Raw genomic sequence first — 19,578 nt, 5'->3', positions numbered from 1 at the left:
GCGCCGCCATGACCATTATTGAAACGGCATCTGCGCCACAAACCCAACAGCAGGGCAATGCGCTGCTGGATGTGAAAGATCTGCGCGTCACCTTTAAAACGCCGGATGGCGATGTCACCGCGGTAAACGATCTCAACTTCAGCCTGCGGGCGGGTGAGACGCTGGGGATCGTGGGTGAATCCGGTTCCGGTAAATCCCAGACGGCCTTCGCGCTGATGGGGCTGCTGGCACAAAATGGCGTCATCGGGGGGTCTGCCACCTTTAACGGTAAACAGATCCTCAACCTGCCGGAAAACGAGCTGAACAAGCTGCGCGCCGAGCAGATCTCGATGATTTTCCAGGATCCGATGACCTCCCTGAACCCGTACATGCGGGTGGGCGAGCAGCTGATGGAAGTGCTGATGCTGCATAAAGGGCTGGGCAAAGCCGAAGCCTTTGAAGAGTCGGTGAAAATGCTGGATGCGGTGAAAATGCCTGAAGCGCGTAAGCGTATGCGCATGTTCCCGCATGAGTTTTCCGGCGGGATGCGCCAGCGTGTGATGATCGCCATGGCCCTGCTGTGCCGGCCAAAACTGCTGATTGCCGATGAACCGACCACCGCGCTGGACGTGACCGTTCAGGCGCAGATCATGACCCTGCTGAACGAGCTGAAGCGCGAGTTCAATACGGCGATCATCATGATTACCCACGATCTGGGCGTGGTCGCCGGGATCTGCGACAAAGTGCTGGTGATGTATGCCGGTCGCACCATGGAGTACGGCAAAGCGCGGGATGTGTTCTACAACCCGGCACACCCGTACTCTATCGGCCTGCTGAACGCCGTTCCGCGTCTCGATGCGGAAGGGGAGTCGCTGCTGACTATTCCGGGCAACCCGCCAAACCTGCTGCGTCTGCCGAAAGGCTGTCCGTTCCAGCCGCGTTGTCCGCACGCGATGGAGATCTGCAACAGCGCGCCACCGCTGGAAGAGTTTGCCCCAGGCCGTCTGCGTGCCTGCTTTAAGCCGTACGAGGAGCTGGTATGACTGTCATTGACGAAAAACGTAATGTCCTGCTCGAAATCGCGGATCTGAAAGTCCACTTTGATATCAAAGATGGCAAGCAGTGGTTCTGGCAGCCAGCCAAAACCCTGAAAGCGGTGGATGGTGTCACCCTGCGTCTGTACGAAGGGGAGACCCTGGGCGTGGTGGGTGAATCGGGCTGCGGCAAATCTACCTTCGCGCGCGCGATTATTGGTCTGGTGAAAGCGACGGACGGCAAGGTGGCCTGGCTGGGCAAAGATCTGCTGGGGATGAAACCTGAAGAGTGGCGCGCCGTGCGTAGCGACATTCAGATGATTTTCCAGGATCCGCTGGCATCCCTGAACCCGCGTATGACCATCGGGGAGATCATCGCCGAGCCGCTGCGCACCTATCATCCGAAAATGCCACGTACTGAAGTGCGTGACCGCGTTAAAGCGATGATGATGAAAGTGGGCCTGCTGCCGAACCTTATCAACCGCTATCCGCACGAGTTCTCAGGCGGTCAGTGTCAGCGTATCGGGATTGCCCGCGCGCTGATCCTCGAGCCGAAACTGATTATCTGTGACGAACCGGTTTCGGCGCTGGACGTGTCGATCCAGGCGCAGGTGGTTAACCTGCTGCAAAAACTGCAGCGTGAGATGGGCCTGTCGCTGATCTTTATCGCCCACGATCTGGCGGTGGTGAAGCACATCTCCGATCGCGTGCTGGTGATGTATCTGGGTCATGCGGTAGAGCTGGGCACCTACGATGAGGTCTACCACAACCCGCTGCACCCTTATACCAAAGCCCTGATGTCTGCGGTGCCGGTCCCGGATCCGGATCTGGAGAAGAATAAAACTATTCAGCTTCTGGAAGGGGAACTGCCGTCGCCGATCAATCCGCCATCGGGCTGTGTGTTCCGTACCCGCTGCCCTATTGCCGGGCCGGAGTGCGCTAAAACACGTCCGGTGCTCGAAGGCAGCTTCCGCCATGCGGTTTCGTGCCTGAAGGTCGACCCGCTCTGAGTGGATAACAGGTATTAAAAAAGGCTGCATTCGCAGCCTTTTTTATTCGCGCCAGATTTTATTCACGCCAAAGTATGTGGCACAGCTTATGGTCTTTCTCGCGGCACAGCAGAACGCGGGCAAAGATGTCGTTAATCTCACCGCCATCTTCATCAGCCAGGCCAATCACCACCTCAGCGAAGAAGTCCGGGTTCAGGTCATAATCGACGTGCTCTTCCCAGTCTTCAGACGGGTCGAACAGCTCTGCGCCGCCGCGCTCTTCAAACTGTAGATTGAAGAGGATCACATCTGCCGGGTCGAGATTATCGACGGCCAGTTCAAGAAAGATATCGTAGGCCTGCTCAAGCGTTTCGTCTTCGGTCAGGCGATTGTTCAGATCCATTTCCATGATGACTACCTGTTTAACATCGTTGGTTGGGCACGTTTTACAGCAACGGACTAAAGAAGTAAAACAGTCGTTCGGTAATTCGCTGCCACAGCGGTCTTTTCACCCACAAACGCGCGTCCAGCAAGCGGGAGCGGGAGATATAGTCGTCCTGGACGGCGGCCAAATCGCCGCCAAAACCGGCGTCATCGATCACCAGGGTGATCTCAAAATTGAGCCACAGGCTGCGCATATCCAGGTTAACCGTCCCCACCAGGCTAAGTTCGCCATCCACCAGCACGCTTTTGGTGTGCAGCAGCCCACCTTCGAACTGGTAAATCTTCACCCCGGCGGCCAGCAGTTCGCTAAAGAAGGCCCGGCTGGCCCAGCCCACCAGCACCGAATCGTTCTTGCGCGGCAGGATGATGCTGACGTCGACTCCACGCTGGGCGGCGGTACAGATGGCGTGCAGCAGATCGTCGCTCGGCACGAAGTAGGGGGTGGTCATGATCAGGTATTCGCGGGCGGAATAGGCCGCGGTCAGCAGCGCCTGATGAATGAGATCTTCCGGGAAGCCCGGGCCGGAGGCAATGGTATGGATGGTATGCCCGCTGGCCTGCTCAAACGGCATGATGTTGGCATCCGGGGGCGGAGGCAGAATGCGTTTGCCGGTTTCGATCTCCCAGTCGCAGGAGTAGACAACCCCCATCGCGGTGGCGACCGGGCCCTCCATACGCGCCATCAGATCCACCCACTGGCCCACGCCGGCATCCTGTTTAAAGAAGCGAGGGTCAACCATATTCATGCTGCCGGTATAGGCGATGTAGTTGTCGATCAGCACCATTTTGCGGTGCTGGCGCAGGTCCATCCGGCGCAGGAACACACGCAGCAGATTGACCTTTAACGCCTCAACCACCTCCACCCCGGCATTGCGCATCATCGACGCCCAGTTGCTGCGGAAAAACGTCACGCTGCCGGCGGAGTCGAGCATCAGACGGCAGTGAATGCCCCGGCGCGCGGCGGCCATCAGGGATTCCGCAACCTGGTCGGCCATGCCACCCGGCTGCCAGATATAAAACACCATCTCAATGTTATGCCGCGCCAGCTGAATATCGCGGATCAAAGCATGCATAACGTCATCGGAGGTGGTCATCAGCTGCAGCTGATTGCCCTTGACCCCGGCAATGCCCTGGCGGCGCTCGCAGAGCTGAAACAGGGAGGCGGCGACGTCGCTGTTCTCTTCGGCAAAGATATGTTTGCAGGATTTCAGGTCGTTAAGCCATTTTGCCGTTGAGGGCCACATGGCGCGGGCGCGTTCCGCCCGGCGTTTACCGAGGTGCAGCTCGCCAAAGGATAAATACGCAATAATGCCAACCAGCGGGAGGATAAAAATAATCAACAGCCATGCCATGGCGGAGGGGACGGCTCTGCGCTTCATCAGGATGCGTAATGTTACACCTGCGATAATCAGCCAGTACCCCAGAATGAGCAGCCAACTCACCACGGTGTAGAAGGTTGTCATAATAAAAAAATCCTTTTGAAAGCGTATTGTTAAGAGTTTACGCGTCAGGATTTTTCTGGCAAATAAAAACGGCAGATAAAAGCGCTGGTTTGCCGCAGGCAAGGGTCTATAATGAGCGCTCTGTTTTGGGAAGAGTTGTTAACATGAAGCGCAGTAGAACAGAAGTAGGGCGCTGGCGCATGTTGCGACAGACAGGTCGTCGCAAAGCGCGTTGGCTGGAAGCACAATCCCGCCGTAATATGCGTATCCACGCCATCAGAAAATGCAGTATGAACCGTCATCGCAATGCGTTGCTGTTCGCCGTTCAGGATTACTGAACGACACAAGGGCACCCTCTGAGGTGCCCGATGTTTTTTAAAGATTCGCTATTTCGAAAAGGAGGATGAAGTGTTTGCGGATTTTGGTGTGCTTAATTTCTGGACCTACGTTGTTGGAGCCATTTTTATCGTTCTGGTTCCGGGCCCAAATACCTTATTCGTCTTAAAAACCGGTATTGGTCACGGCGTGAAAAAGGGCTATCTGGCCGCCAGCGGCGTGTTTATCGGCGATGCGGTGCTGATGTTCCTGGCATGGGCCGGGGTTGCTGCACTGATCCAGACCACCCCGGTACTGTTTAATGTCGTGCGCTATCTCGGGGCATTCTATCTGTTATGGCTGGGCAGCAAGATGCTCTGGTCGGTGATCCGGCATAAACAGCAGGGCGAAGCCGGTGGTATCGAGCCGGCAAAAACCATCATGAAACGCTCGCTGGTGCTAAGTATGACCAACCCGAAAGCGATCCTGTTTTATGTCTCGTTCTTTGTGCAGTTTATTGATGTTCAGGCGAAAAACACCGGTGTCGCCTTTATGATCCTCGCGGTCACGCTGGAGGTCATCAGCTTTATCTACATGAGCTTCCTGATTTTCTCCGGGGCGTTTGTCACCCGCTACCTGAAGACTAAAAAGAAACTGGCGAAGCTGGGGAATGGCTTGATAGGTTTGCTGTTTGTGGGCTTCGCGGCGCGGCTGGCATCGCTGCACTAACGAGAAAAGGCTCCTGATAGGGAGCCTTTTTTATCCTAGAAAACTTTTTTAAACGGCTTCACCACGACGTTATCGTACACCCCAGCGGCCACATACGGATCGTCCTGCGCCCAGGCCTGCGCTGCTTCCAGCGATTCAAACTCGGCAATCACCGTCGAGCCGGTAAAGCCGGCCGCACCCGGATCGTTGCTGTCCACAGCGGGCATCGGCCCTGCGGTGAGTAATCTGCCTTCGTCATGCAGCAGCTGTAAGCGCGCAAGATGGGCAGGGCGCACGGAGAGACGTTTTTCAAGAGAATCAGCAACATCTGCAGCAAAAATCACATAAAGCACGGCGGAGCTCCTAAACCAATAAAAGTGTGAATTACGTTATGTGAAAGTGCAGGGGACTGCAATGCAAAGATAGCGACATTGTTAAAACCCTGCTCACTACGTGCCTTTTTTCGCCAGCTGAACGGTTAATTCAGGCGAAGTTTAACTGGCTTATTGAATATGATTGCTATTTGCATTTAAAATCATGGCCTGGCTTTTTAACTGAAACGATTATGACTTCAATGACCCTTGAACTCCCTCGCCGCTTTCCCTGGCCGACGCTATTGTCCGTCGGTATTCACGGAGCCGTCGTGGCGGGTCTGCTTTACACATCGGTACATCAGGTTATTGAAATGCCAGCGCCCGCGCAGCCGATTTCTGTGACCATGGTAACACCTGCGGAGCTGGAGCCCGTGCAGGTCGCACCACCACCAGAACCTGTTGCAGAACCCGAGCCGGAACCGGAACCGGAACCGGAAATCGTTCCTGAACCGCCCAAAGAAGCGCCAGTGGTGATCCATAAGCCGGAACCCAAGCCAAAACCAAAACCGAAGCCGAAACCAAAACCGGTGAAAAAGGTGGAAGAGCGTCCGAAGCGTGAAGAGCGCCCGGTTGAACCGCGCACCACCCAGCCGGTGGCGAACGCGGCTCCGGCTCGCCCGGTGATGAATTCTTCGCCAGCTACCGCTAAGCCGGTCGCCACGGCCCCTTCCGGCCCGCGTGCGCTGAGCCGTAATCAGCCGGTATATCCGGCGCGGGCGCAGGCGTTACGCATTGAAGGACGCGTTCGCGTGAAGTTTGACGTGACCGCAGACGGGCGGGTGGATAATGTCCAAATCCTTTCCGCACAGCCATCGAATATGTTTGAACGGGATGTGAAAACCGCGATGCGCAAATGGCGCTACGAAACCGGTAAGCCAGGCAGCGGCCTGATCGTGAATATCGTTTTCCGCCTCAACGGCGGGGCACAGATGGAATAAATAAAAAAGCCTCCTGACGGAGGCTTTTTTTGGCCTGATTGTCAGACCTGCGGCAGAGGACGTGGTTTCCCGTCGTTATCCACCGCGACATAAATAAACAGCGCTTCGGTCGCTTTATAACGCTGGCCGATAGGCTCAGAAGAGACCTTTTTCACCCACACCTCAATGTTGATCGATACCGAGGTATTCCCACGTTTTACGCAACGCGCGTAACAGCAGACGACATCCCCGACCGCCACAGGACGCAGAAAAGTCATGCCATCGACCCGGACCGTCACCACGCGGCCATGCGCAATCTCTTTGGCGAGGATCGCCCCACCCATATCCATCTGCGACATCAGCCAGCCGCCAAAAATATCGCCGTTCGCATTGGTGTCGGCGGGCATTGCAAGTGTGCGTAAAACCAGTTCGCCCTGTGGGGCGTTCGTTGTTGTCATTATGGACTCTACTCATTACGGAGGACTTCAGGCGGGATGCTACTATGATTTACAGCCAGAGAGAACAGAAGAAAACGCCAGGCTGTTAAAGCCTGGCGGGAGGATTACTGCTTGTCGTCCTGCGGCATATGGCGATAGATGTAGATACCGCTCAACAGGGTGAAAATCAGCGTTAAGGCGGTTAGACCAAAGACTTTGAAGTTGACCCAGATATTCTGCGGCAGCCAGAAGGCGATATAGATATTCGCCAGACCGCAGAGAATAAAGAATACCGCCCAGGCGATATTCAGGCGCGACCAGACGCTCTGCGGCAGGGCCAGCTCTTTACCCAGCATGCGCTGGATGAGCGGCTTTTTCATCACCCACTGGCTGAACAGCAGGGCACCGGCAAACAGCACGTAGATGACGGTCACTTTCCACTTGATGAACTCATCGTTGTGGAAAAAGACGGTCAACCCGCCGAAAAAGGCCACCAGCACAAAGGTGATCAAGGCCATCTTTTCGACCTTGCGGTAGCGCACCCAGCTGTAGATCAGCACTATCGCGGTGGCGACGATCAGGGCGGTGGTTGCCGCATAGATGTCATACAGCTTGTAGAAGGCAAAAAAGACAACCAGGGGTAAAAAATCAAGAAACTGCTTCATTCTTCGATTCCATCATCTGCGACGGCCCGCGCGTGTTGCCCGGGCCGTCAGAAAAATTACTGGCGAATTAACGTATACAGGCGGAACAAGTAGACGAGCAATACCGCTGAAATCAGGTTGCTCACCGTATTTGCCACTATAGCGCCGACGTTGGGGGTCAGTACGGCCAGGTTCGGGGCAAACAGCAGTAGCAAGGTTTTAGCCAGCAGCCAGCTCATCACCGCCGGAGCAACCAGACGCATATTAGACCATGCCAGACGAATGCTGCTACGCATGGCGACAAAAATGCCCATTCTGTCCTGCACCACCATAATCGGCGCAAAGGCGAGCACAATCGCTAACAGCACCCCCGGCACCACAACCAGCATAATCCCTAATTGCACCAGCATGGTGGTTAAAAAGATCAGGATAAACAGTTTTGGCAGCAGCGGTGCGCTGGCACCAATCGCCCGCAGGGCGCTGACGCGTTGTCCGGCAGAGACCAGCTGGATCATTAAGAGTACGCCACCTGCGAGAATGGCATTGCCAATCAAACCGGAAAAGGTGGTCGCGGCAGAGGCGCGCAACAGGATCTGCTGCTGCTCTGGCGTCATATTCTGCACCATCTCAAACAGCCCGACGCTGCTGGCGATCTGATCGCCCTGACTCAGGCTGGCAATCTGCTCCTCACTCGGCGAAAAGGCGTGACCAAGTACCACCGTGATTAATGCGCACAACAAGGCGATCAGTAAAAAGGTAATGAACTGATTGCGGAAGAAATTCCCCGTGTCACGGTAGACAGACTTCGCCGTGATAGACATGCACTCTCCTTGAGTATTGCAGGTGTTAATTAGCGGGCAATTGTACCCTGGATAACTGCCCGGTGGCAGTATCAAGGCTTGTATGGAAAAGCATATCTTTGTAAAGCGCCCGTAATGCGGCGCTCTAATTTTGCGCGGTTGATATCGCGCTGCGCTTTATTCGCCTGAAACGACAAAATTGATCCAGGCACTAACTACCAATTTTTGCCAGAAGTTGAAAAAATTAATTTAGATCAATGAATGTTAAATCACTGAATCTAATGTGATCTGAGTGAGATCACTTAGTAATCATTTATGGGTATATTCCGTTCTCCAATAAAACCATAACGAGGGAATGGATATGAAAAAAGCAGCGGTGGCAGCACTGATTCTGAGCAGTTTATCCGGCGGCGCAGTTGCCCACGAAGCAGGCGAGTTCTTTTTCCGCCTGGGGTCCGCCACGGTACGTCCGACGGAAGGCTCGGACAATGTTCTGGGTTTGGGCGGCTTTAACGTCAGTAACAATACCCAGGCTGGGATGACCTTTACATGGATGGCTACCGACAACGTCGGCGTTGAACTGCTGGCGGCGACGCCGTTTCGCCACAAGGTAGGTACAGGCCCAACCGGGAATATCGCCACGGTTCACCACCTGCCGCCCACCCTGATGGCCCAGTGGTATTTCGGCGATGCCGGTAGTAAGGTTCGCCCCTATGTTGGCGCCGGGGTTAACTACACCACCTTCTTTGATGAGAAGTTTAACGACACGGGTAAAGCGGCGGGCCTTTCCGACCTGAGCCTGAAAGACTCATGGGGCGCGGCGGGGCAGGTAGGGTTGGATTACCTCATCAACCGCGACTGGCTGATTAACATGTCGGTCTGGTACATGGACATTGACACCGAAGTGCGCTTTAAGGCGGGCGATCAGCAGCAGAATATCAGCACCCGTCTGGACCCGTGGGTGTTTATGTTCTCGGCGGGATATCGTTTCTGAAAAGAAGAAGGCCCCGCAGGGCCTTCATTATTTATTTACGACCCAGCAACAGGCCGAGGACAATACCCACCGCACCTGCGGCAATGAGGCCGGTAAGGGGATTATTTTTAACCGCGTCGGTAACGTCAGTAACAACGTCACTGGCCTGAGCAGCATATTTACGCCCGGCACCCTTCAACTGATGTTTTGGCGAATCAACGGCCTCGCCAAACTGCTGCTGTGCAGCACCGGCGAATTCATCCAGTTTGTTCTTCGCTTTTTCACCTGCATATTGTGCATCATTATCAAGATTTTGGTCTGACATAACGTTCTCCTTTTGTAGTCAATGTAAAGCATAGACTCCTTGGGGATATCCTGAAGAAAATGGGATTAATACTTAAAAAAAGGGGTGGCCTGTCGCCACCCCCTTATTATTTTTGAATCAAATAACGGATGGTCGGCCCATCCTGTTGAATATCCAGCACCGTATAACCGTGGTTTTTGGCATCCAGTGGAATATTGTTGATGGATTGCGGACAGTCGCTCACCACCTCGAGGATCTCGCCTTTTTTCAGCTGCGGCATCGCTTCAAGGGTAGCGACAGCCGGGTAGGGGCAAGGCTCACCTACCATATCGAGGCGGTAATCGGGAACGATCTCTTTCATGCGGCTTCCTCACGTAATTCAGTTTTCACGGCAGCGCGACGGAAGAAGCGTTTCTCCTGCGCCAGTACCAGTAAAAAGGCGATTAACAGCATCAGATAGGTCACCAGCAACCCGCCGAGCGGACCAAAGGTGTTGAGAAGATTGACCTTGTCCCAGTTGGTCGCCAGCGCTGGCGCAAAATCATCCCAGTAGTAAGCCAGCAGGGTGGAGCCCAGCACGTTACCCAGACCGACCCACCAGTAGTGGACCTGGCCTTCCACCGCGCGGTACATCCAGCCCGTTTCGCAACCGCCCGCCAGCACGATACCGAAGCCAAACAGCAGCCCGCCGATAATGGCGTTCGGGCCTGCCCACATGATTTTGGGCGCCACGCCCAGCTGGACGTAGCTGAAAATGCCGATGGCGCTTACCGCCATCCCGGCGATGATCGCTTTTGCCATCATCGTGCGTCCGGTTATCCACATGTCGCGAAATGCCGAGGTAAAACAGATCTGTGCCCGCTCAATCAGCAGGCCAAAGCCGACGCCGAACAGCATCGCCAGCCCGAGTTTGGGCTGATCCAGCGCGGTACAGAGCGCCCAGGCCAGCATGCCGAAGAAGACCAGCATCCCGAGGCGAAAGCGGCGGCGGGCCTGATCCGGCTTCTGGGTCAGCGGCGAAGCGGAACTTACCTTTTGCATTTTGATCGGAATACGGAACAGGGGCAGCAGCGTAAAGCGTGCGCCAAAGTACGAGCCCACGGCGGTGGCCAGGGCAAAGAACCAGGCGTGGAGTGAGAACTGCGGAATGCCGGTGAAAAAGGCGGCCAGATTACAGCCCATCGCCAGTCGCGCGCCAAACCCGGCGATGATACCCCCGACAACCGCCTGGGCGATGCGGATCCGGCTCTGCGGCATGCGCAGTTTCACGTTATTGGCCCACAGCGCCGCGGCAAAACAGCCCCCGAACATGCCAATGATCATCATGCCGTCGATACGGGTGAGCGGGGTCCCTTCAAGGTGAATCAGTTTAAAGTAGCCCCACTCTTCGGTGTGAACCCCCGCCAGCTGGAGGAGCTGACCGCCCCAGCGGGTGAATTCGCCGGTCACGGCCCAGAAGGTGCCGGTGATGCCGAAATAGTAGGTGGAGAGAATACCTGCTGCGATAACCGCAGGAACGGGAGACCAGAACTTAATTAAATAAGCCTGTTTAAAGTGTTGCCACGACATAGATAAGCCTCTGAACTCAGAAGGTTTAAGAAGGAAGAACTACAGGACGTGGGGATAATACGCCGGGAAACACATTTGACCAGCGTTAAATGCACTAAAGCTCGAAGGGATCAATTTACGCAGGACGCCGTCTGGCAAAACCAGACGGCGTTACTGTTATTGTGGACGGGTCGCCGCTTTCATGGCGCTGGCGAAGCTTTTCAGCTCGCTCAGCATTTTGTCAGGCGTATTGACGTTGTTCTCGATAATTTTCACGATCGCCGAACCGGAAATCGCACCGGCAGCACCGGCACCCAGCGCCGCAGAGACCTGCTCCGGGGCCGAAATGCCAAAGCCCTGCAGCGGCGGTGCAGCATTATACTCCGCCAGCTTCTCCACCAGATGATGCAGCGGCAGGGCGGCTTTGTTCTCCGCACCCGTCACTCCAGCGCGCGACAGCAGGTAGGTATACCCGCGACCGTGGGAGGCGATCTGGCGCAGCAGTTCGTCGTCGGCGTTCGGCGGGCAGATAAAAATTGGCGCGACGTTATGACGCATCGCCGCCTGGCGGAACGGGGCTGACTCTTCGACCGGCACATCGGCCACCAGCACCGAATCCACCCCCACGCGCGCGCACTCGGCGTAGAACTCGTCGATGCCGCGGTTAAACACCAGGTTGGCGTACATCAGCAGGCCGATGGGAATGGTCGGGTATTTCTGGCGAATCGTCGCCAGCAGCTCAAAGCACTGGGTCGGGGTCACGCCTGCGGCGAAGGCGCGCAGCGTAGCGGCCTGGATGGTCGGGCCATCGGCCAGCGGATCGGAGAAGGGAATGCCCAGCTCCAGCGCATCAGCACCGGCTTCTATCAGGGTGTCGATAATTTTCAGCGACTGCTCAGGAGACGGATCCCCCAGGGTGACGAAGGGAACAAAGGCGCCTTCCTTGCGGGCTTTCAGCTCAGCAAACACGTTATCGTAACGTTCCATCAAATTTCCCCTCGTGCTTTCAGAATATCGTGAACGGTAAAGATGTCTTTATCACCGCGACCGGAAAGGTTCACCACCAGCAGCTGCTCTTTTTCCGGGTTGTCTTTGATCATTTTCAGGGCATGGGCCAGCGCGTGAGAGGACTCCAGCGCCGGGATAATCCCCTCTTTACGGCACAGGGTTTTGAATGCTTCCAGCGCTTCGTCATCGGTGATCGACACATACTCGGCGCGACCGATGCTGTTCAGGTACGCATGCTGTGGCCCGACGGACGGGAAATCCAGCCCGGCAGAGATGGAGTACGACTCTTCAATCTGCCCTTCGTCGGTCTGCATCATCGGCGCTTTCATGCCGAAATAGATCCCCACGCGGCCATGCTTCAGCGGCGCACCGTGCTCGCCAGTTTCAATCCCATGACCGGCAGGCTCAACGCCAATCAGCCCTACGCTGGTGTCGTCGATGAAATCGGCAAACATACCGATGGCGTTAGAGCCGCCGCCCACGCAGGCGATCACCGCATCCGGCAGACGTCCCTCTTTTTCAAGGATCTGCGCTTTGGTCTCTTCGCCGATCATGCGCTGGAATTCGCGCACGATGGTCGGGAACGGGTGCGGGCCCGCGGCGGTACCCAGCATATAGTGGGCATTTTCATAGTTACCGGACCAGTCGCGCAGCGCCTCATTACAGGCATCTTTCAGAGTCGCCGAGCCGCTGTGCACCGGGATCACTTCCGCGCCCATCAGACGCATACGGAAGACGTTCGGCGACTGACGCTCAACGTCTTTGGCACCCATGTAGATGCGGCATTTCAGGCCGAGCAGGGCGCTGGCCAGGGCCGAGGCAACCCCATGCTGGCCGGCACCGGTTTCGGCGATAATTTCGGTTTTACCCATGCGTTTTGCCAGCAGGGCCTGACCCAGTACCTGGTTGGTCTTATGCGCACCGCCGTGGAGCAGATCTTCACGCTTCAGATACAGCGTGGTGTTCGTGCCTTCGGTCAGGTTGCGGCATTTGGTCAGGGCCGTCGGACGGCCGGCATAGTTTTTCAGCAGGTCGGTAAATTCAGCCTGGAAGAGCGGATCTTTTTGCGCGCTCACGAACGCCTCTTCCAGCTGGCGCAGGGCGGGCATCAGGATCTGCGGCACATACATACCGCCGAATTCGCCAAAGTAAGGGTTTAATAATGTGGTCATTTTCTCTTCCTTAATATGCACGCAGCGTTTTGAACACCGAAGCCAGCTTGCCAGCATCTTTGATGCCCGGCTGCGACTCAACGCCTGAATTGAAATCAAGACCTGCGCAGCCTGATTTGGCGGCTTCAACGCAGTTATCCGGGCTTAAGCCCCCGGCGAGCAGGACGTTGTCCAGCTTCTCGCCGTTGAGCAGCGACCAGTCAAAGCGCTGCCCGGTTCCGCCCTGGCCATTATCCAGAACATATTTATCGATATGTTGCAGCGTGCGTGGCGGCAGGGTCTCGCCCACACTCAGCGCTTTCCAGATTTGCACCTGCGGGTTCAGTGTTTCACGCAGGGCATCGATATAGTTCTGATCTTCGCTGCCATGCAGCTGAACGGCAGCGAGCGAAAGCTGACCAGCAAGGGCTACCACATTCTCTATGGCCGCATTGCGGAATACGCCCACATATTGCAGTGGCGCGGCGGCGATCACCTCCCGCGCCTGGGTTTCGCTGACGTTGCGTGGGGAAGACGCAACGAAAATCAGCCCGCCGTAAATCGCGCCCGCTTCATGGGCCGCAGCGGCATCCTGAGGACGCGTCAGGCCGCAGACCTTGTTCTCACCCAGCAGGACGCGACGCACCGCCGCGCCGAGATCGGCCTGCTCCATCATCGCCGAACCAATCAGGAAGCCGTTGGCGAAGTGGCTCAGCTCGCGGACCTGGGCATAACTGTTGATGCCGGACTCGCTGATGACCGTCACACCAGCCTCCAGACGCGGCGCGAGCTGGCGGGTACGGTTGAGGTCGATAGAGAGATCGCGCAGGTCGCGGTTATTTATACCTACCACTTTCGCCTCCAGGGCGATGGCGCGCTCCAGTTCCTCTTCGTTGCTCACTTCGGTCAGCACGCCCATGTTCAGGCTGTGCGCCACCGCGGCAAGCTGACGGTACTGCTCATCATCCAGCACCGAGAGCATCAGCAGGCAGGCGTCGGCCTGATAAAAGCGCGCCAGCCAGATTTGGTACGGGTCGATAATAAAGTCTTTGCACAAAATCGGCTGCGGGGCGATCCCGCTGACGATCGGCAGAAAATCAAAGCTGCCCTGAAAATATTTCTCATCGGTCAGCACCGAAATGGCCGAAGCGTGGTGCTTATAGATGGCGGCGATCTGTGCCGGGTCGAAATCATCGCGGATCACCCCTTTCGACGGGGAGGCCTTTTTGCACTCCAGGATAAACGCGGTGCGCGCACCCCGCAGGGCGTCATAAAAACGACGGCTGCTCGGCACCACCTCATTCTGGAAACTGGCGAGCGGTTGCTTCTCTTTACGGGCTTCAACCCAGATGGCCTTATCGGCAACGATTTTCGCTAATACGGTCTGCATTGTTTACCCTCTTGCCGCAAGTGCGGTCACTCGGTCGTAGGCTGCGCCAGAGCGCAGCACATCCATCACTTTTTGCACGTTGACCTGGAGATCTTCGTCGCCGTGCAGACGCATCAGCATGGCGACGTTAGCGGCCACAGCGGCCTCATGCGCAGGCTCACCTTTACCTTGTAACAGGCGCGTCAGAATGTCACGGTTTTCTTCCGGGGTGCCGCCTGCCAGCTGCTCCTGGTGATACGGCGTTAAGCCAAAGTCTGCCGCTTCAAGCTGATAGCTTTTGATTTCGCCGTTATTCAGCTCTGCCACCAGCGTTGGCGCATGCAGGGAGACTTCATCCATCCCGCCACTGTGCACCACCGCGGCGCGCTGATAACCGAGCACGCGCAGGGTTTCGGCAATCGGCAGCACCAGCTCCGGGCTGTAGACACCAATCAGCGCCAGCGGCGGATGCGCCGGATTGATCAGCGGGCCCAGCACGTTAAACAGGGTGCGGGTTTTCAGCTGCTGACGCACCGGCATCGCGTGACGGAATCCGGTGTGATACTTAGGCGCGAAGAGGAAGCAGACGCCCAGTTCGTCCAGCGCATCACGGGATTTCTCCGCGTTCATGTCCAGGTTGATGCCGAAGGCGGCCAGCAGATCCGACGAACCGGAACGGCTGGAGACGCTGCGGTTGCCGTGCTTCGCCACCTTCAGCCCACAGGCTGCGGCCACAAAAGCGCTGGCAGTGGAGATATTGATACTGTTGCTGCCGTCGCCGCCGGTCCCGACGATATCCGCGAACAGATAGTCCGGGCGCGGGAAGGGGGCGGCATTTTCCAGCAGGGCAGTTGCGGCACCGGCGATCTCCTGCGGCTGCTCGCCGCGCACTTTCATGCTCACCAGCGCGGCGGCCAGCTGCTCGGGCTTCAGCTCTCCGCGCACCACGGCGGAGAACAGCTGGTGGCTCTCCTGCTGGCTCAGGGTCTGCGCCTGATAGAGTTTTTCCAGAATCGGCTGCAGGCTGTTGGTCTGCTCCAGCTTCTGCAGCGCCCAGTTGAGTGTCTGTTCCAGCAGGCGTGCACCCTGGGAAGTCAGAATGGATTCCGGGTGGAACTGCATGCCGCACACCCGGTCTGCATCGTGACGTACCGCCATCACCATCCCGTTGTAATGGGCATTGATGGTCAGGCCCGCCGGGATATTGCTGCCCACCAGCGAGTGATAGCGCGCCACCGGCAGCGGGTTCATCAGCCCGGCAAACATCGCCTGGCCGTCATGTTCAATGCTGGAAGCTTTCCCGTGCAGGATCTCACCGGCCTGGCCGACGTAACCGCCGTAGGCCTCAACAATCGCCTGATGACCCAGACAGATGCCGATGATGGGCAGCTTGCCGCGCATACGGGTCAGCAGCTCCGGCATACAGCCCGCTTCGCTCGGCGCACCCGGGCCAGGGGAGAGCATCAGCACCGGGTTTTGCATGGTGGCCAGACGGTCGATTAAGGTCTGGGCCGGGACATGGTTACGGTAAATGACCACGTTGTGACCGTTAGCACGCAGCTGATCCGCCAGGTTATAGGTAAATGAGTCGATATTATCGAGCAGCAGAATGTCAGCCATCAGAAAATCTCCTGTGCGTGATGGGCGGTCGCAATCGCGCGCAGTACCGCGCGGGCCTTATTGCGGGTTTCGTCAGCTTCAGACTGCGGAACCGAGTCGAGCACAATGCCTGCGCCGGCCTGGACGGTGGCGATGCCTTCTTCAACGTAGGCGGAGCGGATCACGATACAGGTATCCAGATCGCCGTGGGCGGTGAAGTAACCCACCGCACCGCCGTAGCTGCCGCGACGGCGACCTTCGGCCTGGGCGATAAGCTGCATGGCGCGGACTTTCGGTGCCCCGCTGAGGGTGCCCATGTTCATGCAGGCGCGGTAGGCGTGCAGCACATCCAAATCCTGACGCAGCTCGCCGACCACGCGGGAGACAAGGTGCATCACGAAGGAGTAGCGGTCCACTTTGGTTAAGTCGGCTACGTAGCGACTGCCCGGGGTGCAGATGCGCGCCAGGTCGTTACGCGCCAGATCCACCAGCATCAGGTGCTCGGACATCTCTTTCTGGTCGGTGCGCATCTCCAGCTCGATACGGCTGTCGAGATCGCGATCCAGAGAACCGTCGGCGCGACGACCGCGTGGGCGGGTACCGGCAATCGGATAGATTTCAATCTGGCGGCTGGTGGCGTCGTACTTCAGGGAGCTCTCCGGCGAAGCGCCGAACAGCGTAAAATCGTTATCCTGCATAAAGAACATGTACGGGCTGGGATTGCTCTTCTTCAGCACGTCGTAGGCGGCCAGCGGGGACGGGCAGGGCAGGGAGAAGCGACGGGAGGGCACCACCTGGAAAATTTCACCCGCGCGAATCGCTTTCTGCATCTGGCGAACCACCAAGCCGTACTCATCGTCCGTCTGGCTGACATCACAATGCATCTGCTCCACGCGCTGCACCGGCAGCTCCGGTGGGGCTTCATTCATTTGCTCCTGCAGCTGGGCGATACGCTGTTCAAGGCGCTGTTTCTCCGCCAGTAACGGCGTAAACAGGCTGGCCTGAATGCGGGTGTATTTTTTCTGGTGGTCGATCACCAGTAAGGTTTCTGCCAGGTAGAAGCAGTAGTCCGGGCAGCGGTTGCCTTGTTCAAGCTCCGGCAGCTCCTCGAAACCGGCGACCAGGTCATAGGCAAACAGCCCGCCGAAGAACATCGCTTCGCGCTCGTGTTCCGGCACGTTCACCAGATTTTGCAGCAGGCGGAAGGCATCAAACACCGACAGCGAGCAGAGGCGGGCATCTTCGTCCAGCAGCTGGCTGACCGGTGGAAAGTGCAGGATCCGCTGGTCCGGGCGATGTTCATTCTCGATGCCTGCCGGCAGCACGTCATCCAGCAAACAGAGCAGCGCTGCGCCGTTTTCAGAGAGCGCCTGCAGGGTGACGGTGTTGCCCAGGGCGGTGATGCGCAGCGCGCTGTCGACCAGCAGCAGGCTTTTCAGGTCATCCTTACTGTCGATATCCGCAGACTCCAGCAGCAGCGTGGCAGGGCGCGCGCCGCAGACCTGATGGAACAGGGCGGTAGGATTGTGGCGATACGCCGCCTCACGGGTCAGCAGTTCGAGGGTCGGTTTGGCTGTTTGCATTATGTTGTTCTCTTTATTCTGTTCATAAAAAAGCCCGCTCAGTGGCGGGCCAGGTATCTGTTTGCATGACGCAGACGTACGACACTGCCCGATAATCAGGAAGTGCGCCACCAGCCATGCAGAGTAAAATGTGCGGTCATTTTCAGATACCTCGTTGAGTGAACTTGCGTACTAGTTAACTAGTTCGATGGCGTAATGTCAACCCCCGGATTTCAGAATTTCACCACATACCGCTATTATGGCGGCGCAGATATTGAAGATGAGTGACGGGAGCCGCTTTGAGCGACACGAATTACGCAGTGATTTACGACTTACACAGCCACACCCAGGCCTCTGACGGCCTGCTTACGCCCGAAGATCTTGTCCATCGCGCCCATGAGATGCGCGTCGGTACGCTGGCAATCACCGATCACGATACCACCGAGGCCATTGCGGCCGCGCGGGCGGAAATTGCCCGCAGTGAATTGCCGCTTACACTGATAGCAGGTGTGGAAATTTCTACCGTCTGGGAAAATCATGAGATCCATATTGTCGGGCTGAATATCGATATTGAGAACCCGGCTATGCGCACGTTTCTGGATGAACAGAAGGCGCGTCGCGTGCTGCGCGCAGAACTGATCGCCGAAAGGCTGGATAAAGCCCATATTCCCGGTGCCTGGGAAGGCGCGCTGCGTCTGGCCAAAGGCGGCGCGGTGACCCGGGCGCACTTTGCCCGTTTTCTGGTTGAGGCCGGGAAGGCAAATAATATTGCGGATGTGTTTAAAAAATATCTTGCACGGGGGAAAACCGGATACGTTCCTCCCCAGTGGTGTACAATAGAACAAGCTATTGATGTCATTCATCATTCTGGCGGTAAGGCGGTGCTGGCCCATCCTGGGCGGTACGATCTTTCCGCCAAATGGCTGAAACGTCTGCTGGCCTACTTTGCCGAACACGGCGGGGACGCGATGGAAGTCGCGCAGTGTCAGCAGGCGCCCAACGAGCGCAGTCAACTGGCTGAGTATGCCCGCCAGTACGGCCTCCTTGGCTCCCAGGGTTCTGATTTTCATCAGCCTTGCCCCTGGATCGAGCTGGGACGCAAGCTCTGGTTACCCGCAGGCGTCGAGCCGGTGTGGCAACTCTGGGAGCAGCCAACGCCAATTGAAGAGAGGGAAGTATGAGCCAATTTTTTTATATCCATCCTGACAATCCGCAGCCGCGTTTGATTAATCAGGCCGTGGAGATCGTGCGTAAGGGCGGGGTTATCGTCTATCCAACCGATTCGGGTTACGCGCTGGGCTGTAAGATTGAAGACAAAAACGCGATGGAACGCATTTGCCGGATCCGTCACATCCCCAACGGGCATAACTTCACCCTGATGTGCCGCGATCTCTCTGAGTTATCGACCTATTCCTACGTGGATAACGTGGCGTTTCGCTTGATTAAAAATAACACCCCGGGCAACTACACCTTTATCCTTAAAGGGACGAAAGAGGTGCCGCGTCGCCTGCTACAGGAAAAACGCAAAACCATCGGGATGCGCGTACCGTCGAACCCGATTGCTCAGGCGCTGCTGGAGACCTTGGGCGAGCCGATGCTCTCGACCTCACTGATGCTACCAGGTAGCGACTTTACCGAATCCGATCCGGATGAGATCAAAGACCGCCTGGAAAAACAGGTGGAGCTGATTATTCACGGCGGTTATCTCGGTCAACAGCCGACCACGGTGATCGATTTAACGGAAGATGCCCCGGTTGTGTTGCGTGAAGGGGTGGGGGACGTTAAACCTTTTCTGTAATGATGTAGTTTCCTTTCTTATGGGGCCATTTTATTAGCTGATATAATGGCCCTGATATTAACGCTTCGTTTCTTCCCCTCTGTATTAAAAATCTTATTATTATCTGAAAGTTATTCTTTTGCCGGAATAGTCTCACCCTGTCTGAATATGCGGATGTACGATAATAGAACACATATTTACAGA

23 protein-coding genes, 1 pseudogene and 1 other annotated feature are annotated in these 19,578 nt (G+C 56.6%); of the genes and pseudogenes, 8 read left to right on the top strand and 16 right to left on the bottom strand.

Annotation, left to right across the window (positions count from 1 at the left end; all coding sequences use genetic code 11):
- Nucleotides 1-8 precede the first annotated feature (8 nt).
- Nucleotides 9-1,022 carry an ABC transporter ATP-binding protein gene (locus ACP4QI_RS12670; RefSeq protein ID WP_142489829.1) on the top strand — a complete coding sequence of 338 codons (1,014 nt, stop codon included), beginning with the start codon at nt 9-11 and terminating at the stop codon, nt 1,020-1,022.
- Nucleotides 1,019-2,023, top strand: a complete 1,005-nt coding sequence (gene oppF / locus ACP4QI_RS12665) for a murein tripeptide/oligopeptide ABC transporter ATP-binding protein OppF (protein ID WP_142489828.1) — start codon at nt 1,019-1,021, stop codon at nt 2,021-2,023. Before ACP4QI_RS12670 ends, oppF begins: the two co-directional genes overlap by 4 nt.
- A 58-nt stretch (nt 2,024-2,081) precedes the next feature.
- Here oppF and ACP4QI_RS12660 read toward each other — a convergent pair whose 3' ends face one another.
- Nucleotides 2,082-2,411 carry an HI1450 family dsDNA-mimic protein gene (locus ACP4QI_RS12660; RefSeq protein WP_142489827.1) on the bottom strand — a complete coding sequence of 110 codons (330 nt, stop codon included), beginning with the start codon at nt 2,409-2,411 and terminating at the stop codon, nt 2,082-2,084.
- 37 nt (nt 2,412-2,448) lie between these two features.
- The gene (gene cls / locus ACP4QI_RS12655; RefSeq protein WP_142489826.1) at nt 2,449-3,909 is read right to left on the bottom strand and encodes a cardiolipin synthase; all 1,461 of its coding nucleotides are present in this window, start codon (nt 3,907-3,909) and stop codon (nt 2,449-2,451) included.
- A gap of 143 nt (nt 3,910-4,052) precedes the next feature.
- Here cls and ACP4QI_RS12650 point away from each other — a divergent pair, with 143 nt between their 5' ends.
- Together ACP4QI_RS12650 and leuE are read left to right on the top strand one after the other, a co-directional pair.
- The gene (locus ACP4QI_RS12650) at nt 4,053-4,226 is read left to right on the top strand and encodes a YciY family protein (protein WP_098946243.1); all 174 of its coding nucleotides are present in this window, start codon (nt 4,053-4,055) and stop codon (nt 4,224-4,226) included.
- A gap of 70 nt (nt 4,227-4,296) precedes the next feature.
- On the top strand, nt 4,297-4,932 hold the full coding sequence (leuE, locus tag ACP4QI_RS12645) for a leucine efflux protein LeuE (protein ID WP_285128831.1): 636 nt from the start codon (nt 4,297-4,299) through the stop codon (nt 4,930-4,932).
- A 35-nt stretch (nt 4,933-4,967) separates the two neighbouring features.
- Here the strand turns inward: leuE and ACP4QI_RS12640 are convergent, their stop codons facing one another.
- Nucleotides 4,968-5,264: a YciI family protein gene (locus ACP4QI_RS12640; protein ID WP_032611245.1), complete on the bottom strand. Its 297-nt coding sequence runs from the start codon at nt 5,262-5,264 to the stop codon at nt 4,968-4,970.
- A 221-nt stretch (nt 5,265-5,485) separates the two neighbouring features.
- Here ACP4QI_RS12640 and tonB point away from each other — a divergent pair, with 221 nt between their 5' ends.
- Nucleotides 5,486-6,223: a TonB system transport protein TonB gene (gene tonB, locus ACP4QI_RS12635; RefSeq protein ID WP_426495392.1), complete on the top strand. Its 738-nt coding sequence runs from the start codon at nt 5,486-5,488 to the stop codon at nt 6,221-6,223.
- Between the two features lie 41 nt (nt 6,224-6,264).
- Here the strand turns inward: tonB and yciA are convergent, their stop codons facing one another.
- From yciA to ACP4QI_RS12615, 4 genes and pseudogenes are all read right to left on the bottom strand, one after another.
- A complete protein-coding gene (yciA, locus tag ACP4QI_RS12630) occupies nt 6,265-6,660 on the bottom strand; it encodes an acyl-CoA thioester hydrolase YciA (RefSeq protein ID WP_142489824.1) in 396 nt (131 codons plus the stop codon).
- A 104-nt stretch (nt 6,661-6,764) separates the two neighbouring features.
- Entirely contained in the window at nt 6,765-7,304 is a 540-nt protein-coding gene (locus ACP4QI_RS12625; protein WP_142489823.1) for a septation protein A, read from the bottom strand.
- A 56-nt stretch (nt 7,305-7,360) separates the two neighbouring features.
- Complete coding sequence (locus tag ACP4QI_RS12620) at nt 7,361-8,104, bottom strand: YciC family protein (protein ID WP_142489822.1); 744 nt, start codon at nt 8,102-8,104, stop codon at nt 7,361-7,363.
- A 25-nt stretch (nt 8,105-8,129) separates the two neighbouring features.
- Nucleotides 8,130-8,219, bottom strand: a pseudogene (locus ACP4QI_RS12615) (YkgJ family cysteine cluster protein); the annotation flags it as partial.
- A 225-nt stretch (nt 8,220-8,444) separates the two neighbouring features.
- Here ACP4QI_RS12615 and ompW point away from each other — a divergent pair.
- The gene (ompW, locus tag ACP4QI_RS12610; protein ID WP_156263967.1) at nt 8,445-9,077 is read left to right on the top strand and encodes an outer membrane protein OmpW; all 633 of its coding nucleotides are present in this window, start codon (nt 8,445-8,447) and stop codon (nt 9,075-9,077) included.
- Between the two features lie 31 nt (nt 9,078-9,108).
- On the opposite strand, the gene ACP4QI_RS12605 is transcribed toward ompW, so the two are convergent.
- The 9 genes from ACP4QI_RS12605 to trpL form a co-directional block, all read right to left on the bottom strand.
- Complete coding sequence (locus tag ACP4QI_RS12605; RefSeq protein WP_103179906.1) at nt 9,109-9,381, bottom strand: DUF883 family protein; 273 nt, start codon at nt 9,379-9,381, stop codon at nt 9,109-9,111.
- A 106-nt stretch (nt 9,382-9,487) separates the two neighbouring features.
- The gene (gene yedF, locus ACP4QI_RS12600; protein WP_039030671.1) at nt 9,488-9,721 is read right to left on the bottom strand and encodes a sulfurtransferase-like selenium metabolism protein YedF; all 234 of its coding nucleotides are present in this window, start codon (nt 9,719-9,721) and stop codon (nt 9,488-9,490) included.
- Entirely contained in the window at nt 9,718-10,929 is a 1,212-nt protein-coding gene (yedE, locus tag ACP4QI_RS12595) for a selenium metabolism membrane protein YedE/FdhT (protein ID WP_231312158.1), read from the bottom strand. The genes yedF and yedE overlap by 4 nt, the downstream gene beginning before the upstream one ends.
- A gap of 156 nt (nt 10,930-11,085) precedes the next feature.
- On the bottom strand, nt 11,086-11,895 hold the full coding sequence (trpA, locus tag ACP4QI_RS12590; RefSeq protein WP_142489819.1) for a tryptophan synthase subunit alpha: 810 nt from the start codon (nt 11,893-11,895) through the stop codon (nt 11,086-11,088).
- Nucleotides 11,895-13,088 (bottom strand): tryptophan synthase subunit beta, encoded by a 1,194-nt coding sequence (trpB, locus tag ACP4QI_RS12585; RefSeq protein ID WP_231312159.1) that lies wholly within the window; start codon nt 13,086-13,088, stop codon nt 11,895-11,897. The genes trpA and trpB overlap by 1 nt, the downstream gene beginning before the upstream one ends.
- Nucleotides 13,089-13,098: 10 nt before the next feature.
- Entirely contained in the window at nt 13,099-14,457 is a 1,359-nt protein-coding gene (gene trpCF / locus ACP4QI_RS12580; protein WP_426495361.1) for a bifunctional indole-3-glycerol-phosphate synthase TrpC/phosphoribosylanthranilate isomerase TrpF, read from the bottom strand.
- Between the two features lie 3 nt (nt 14,458-14,460).
- The gene (gene trpD / locus ACP4QI_RS12575; protein WP_142489816.1) at nt 14,461-16,056 is read right to left on the bottom strand and encodes a bifunctional anthranilate synthase glutamate amidotransferase component TrpG/anthranilate phosphoribosyltransferase TrpD; all 1,596 of its coding nucleotides are present in this window, start codon (nt 16,054-16,056) and stop codon (nt 14,461-14,463) included.
- Nucleotides 16,056-17,618: an anthranilate synthase component 1 gene (locus tag ACP4QI_RS12570; RefSeq protein WP_426495362.1), complete on the bottom strand. Its 1,563-nt coding sequence runs from the start codon at nt 17,616-17,618 to the stop codon at nt 16,056-16,058. The genes trpD and ACP4QI_RS12570 overlap by 1 nt, the downstream gene beginning before the upstream one ends.
- Nucleotides 17,619-17,642: 24 nt before the next feature.
- Nucleotides 17,643-17,737 (bottom strand) — a sequence feature (Trp leader region).
- On the bottom strand, nt 17,714-17,758 hold the full coding sequence (gene trpL / locus ACP4QI_RS12565; RefSeq protein ID WP_106993556.1) for a trp operon leader peptide: 45 nt from the start codon (nt 17,756-17,758) through the stop codon (nt 17,714-17,716). It overlaps the preceding feature by 24 nt.
- Nucleotides 17,759-17,881: 123 nt before the next feature.
- Here trpL and rnm point away from each other — a divergent pair, with 123 nt between their 5' ends.
- Nucleotides 17,882-18,778 (top strand): RNase RNM, encoded by an 897-nt coding sequence (gene rnm / locus ACP4QI_RS12560; RefSeq protein WP_231312161.1) that lies wholly within the window; start codon nt 17,882-17,884, stop codon nt 18,776-18,778.
- Nucleotides 18,775-19,395: an L-threonylcarbamoyladenylate synthase gene (locus ACP4QI_RS12555; RefSeq protein ID WP_142489813.1), complete on the top strand. Its 621-nt coding sequence runs from the start codon at nt 18,775-18,777 to the stop codon at nt 19,393-19,395. Before rnm ends, ACP4QI_RS12555 begins: the two co-directional genes overlap by 4 nt.
- The last annotated feature ends 183 nt before the right edge of the window (nt 19,396-19,578 follow it).

The sequence above is a fragment of the Leclercia sp. TB492 genome (genome assembly GCF_049974505.2).
Lineage (GTDB): Bacteria > Pseudomonadota > Gammaproteobacteria > Enterobacterales > Enterobacteriaceae > Enterobacter > Enterobacter adecarboxylatus_C.
Note: the sequence above shows the minus strand (reverse complement) of the source record. Positions and strands in the feature narration are given on the sequence as shown.

Bases quoted from the DNA above. Each gene is read 5' to 3' on its own strand.
- ACP4QI_RS12670 (WP_142489829.1), top strand. From the start codon at position 9: ATGACCATTATTGAAACGGCATCTGCGCCACAAACCCAACAGCAGGGC.
- oppF (WP_142489828.1), top strand. From the start codon at position 1,019: ATGACTGTCATTGACGAAAAACGTAATGTCCTGCTCGAAATCGCGGAT.
- ACP4QI_RS12660 (WP_142489827.1), bottom strand. From the start codon at position 2,411: ATGGAAATGGATCTGAACAATCGCCTGACCGAAGACGAAACGCTTGAG.
- cls (WP_142489826.1), bottom strand. From the start codon at position 3,909: ATGACAACCTTCTACACCGTGGTGAGTTGGCTGCTCATTCTGGGGTAC.
- ACP4QI_RS12650 (WP_098946243.1), top strand. From the start codon at position 4,053: ATGAAGCGCAGTAGAACAGAAGTAGGGCGCTGGCGCATGTTGCGACAG.
- tonB (WP_426495392.1), top strand. From the start codon at position 5,486: ATGACCCTTGAACTCCCTCGCCGCTTTCCCTGGCCGACGCTATTGTCC.
- yciA (WP_142489824.1), bottom strand. From the start codon at position 6,660: ATGACAACAACGAACGCCCCACAGGGCGAACTGGTTTTACGCACACTT.
- ACP4QI_RS12625 (WP_142489823.1), bottom strand. From the start codon at position 7,304: ATGAAGCAGTTTCTTGATTTTTTACCCCTGGTTGTCTTTTTTGCCTTC.
- ACP4QI_RS12620 (WP_142489822.1), bottom strand. From the start codon at position 8,104: ATGTCTATCACGGCGAAGTCTGTCTACCGTGACACGGGGAATTTCTTC.
- ompW (WP_156263967.1), top strand. From the start codon at position 8,445: ATGAAAAAAGCAGCGGTGGCAGCACTGATTCTGAGCAGTTTATCCGGC.
- ACP4QI_RS12605 (WP_103179906.1), bottom strand. From the start codon at position 9,381: ATGTCAGACCAAAATCTTGATAATGATGCACAATATGCAGGTGAAAAA.
- yedF (WP_039030671.1), bottom strand. From the start codon at position 9,721: ATGAAAGAGATCGTTCCCGATTACCGCCTCGATATGGTAGGTGAGCCT.
- yedE (WP_231312158.1), bottom strand. From the start codon at position 10,929: ATGTCGTGGCAACACTTTAAACAGGCTTATTTAATTAAGTTCTGGTCT.
- trpA (WP_142489819.1), bottom strand. From the start codon at position 11,895: ATGGAACGTTACGATAACGTGTTTGCTGAGCTGAAAGCCCGCAAGGAA.
- trpB (WP_231312159.1), bottom strand. From the start codon at position 13,088: ATGACCACATTATTAAACCCTTACTTTGGCGAATTCGGCGGTATGTAT.
- trpCF (WP_426495361.1), bottom strand. From the start codon at position 14,457: ATGCAGACCGTATTAGCGAAAATCGTTGCCGATAAGGCCATCTGGGTT.
- trpD (WP_142489816.1), bottom strand. From the start codon at position 16,056: ATGGCTGACATTCTGCTGCTCGATAATATCGACTCATTTACCTATAAC.
- ACP4QI_RS12570 (WP_426495362.1), bottom strand. From the start codon at position 17,618: ATGCAAACAGCCAAACCGACCCTCGAACTGCTGACCCGTGAGGCGGCG.
- ACP4QI_RS12555 (WP_142489813.1), top strand. From the start codon at position 18,775: ATGAGCCAATTTTTTTATATCCATCCTGACAATCCGCAGCCGCGTTTG.